Origin of the sequence: Corynebacterium sp. HMSC068G04, from assembly GCF_001814885.1 — a bacterium.
GTDB lineage: Bacteria > Actinomycetota > Actinomycetes > Mycobacteriales > Mycobacteriaceae > Corynebacterium > Corynebacterium hiratae.
Genome location: NZ_KV818311.1, coordinates 1,182 through 1,531 on the forward strand (window position 1 = coordinate 1,182; position 350 = coordinate 1,531).

1 protein-coding gene is annotated in these 350 nt (G+C 59.1%); it reads right to left on the reverse strand.

Annotation, left to right across the window (positions count from 1 at the left end; all coding sequences use genetic code 11):
• On the reverse strand, positions 1-350 hold a 350-nt coding region (locus HMPREF2993_RS14025; RefSeq protein WP_371325903.1), incomplete at both ends, for a DDE-type integrase/transposase/recombinase.

Genomic DNA, 350 nt, shown 5'->3' on the forward strand with positions numbered 1-350 from the left:
AACGACTCGGCCATCGCGTTATCGAAGCACACGCCAGTGCGCCCCACAGACTGAGCGATGCCCAGGTTGCGGCAGACTTCCCAGAGCTTCTCACTGGTAAATTGCGTTCCACGGTCAGCGTGAAACACCAGCCCATCAGGAACGTCACCGCGCAGCGTATGCGCCATCCGCAGGGCCCGTTCGACTAGGTGTGTGTCTTGAACGCTATCCATTGCCCAGCCCAGTACCCTGCGGGAATGACCATCGCGGACCGCGCACAAGTACAGCCAGCCCTCACCGGTGCGAAGGTAGGTAATATCCGACATCCACACTCGGTTGAGCTCACCAGTATCAAACATGCGCTTGACCAG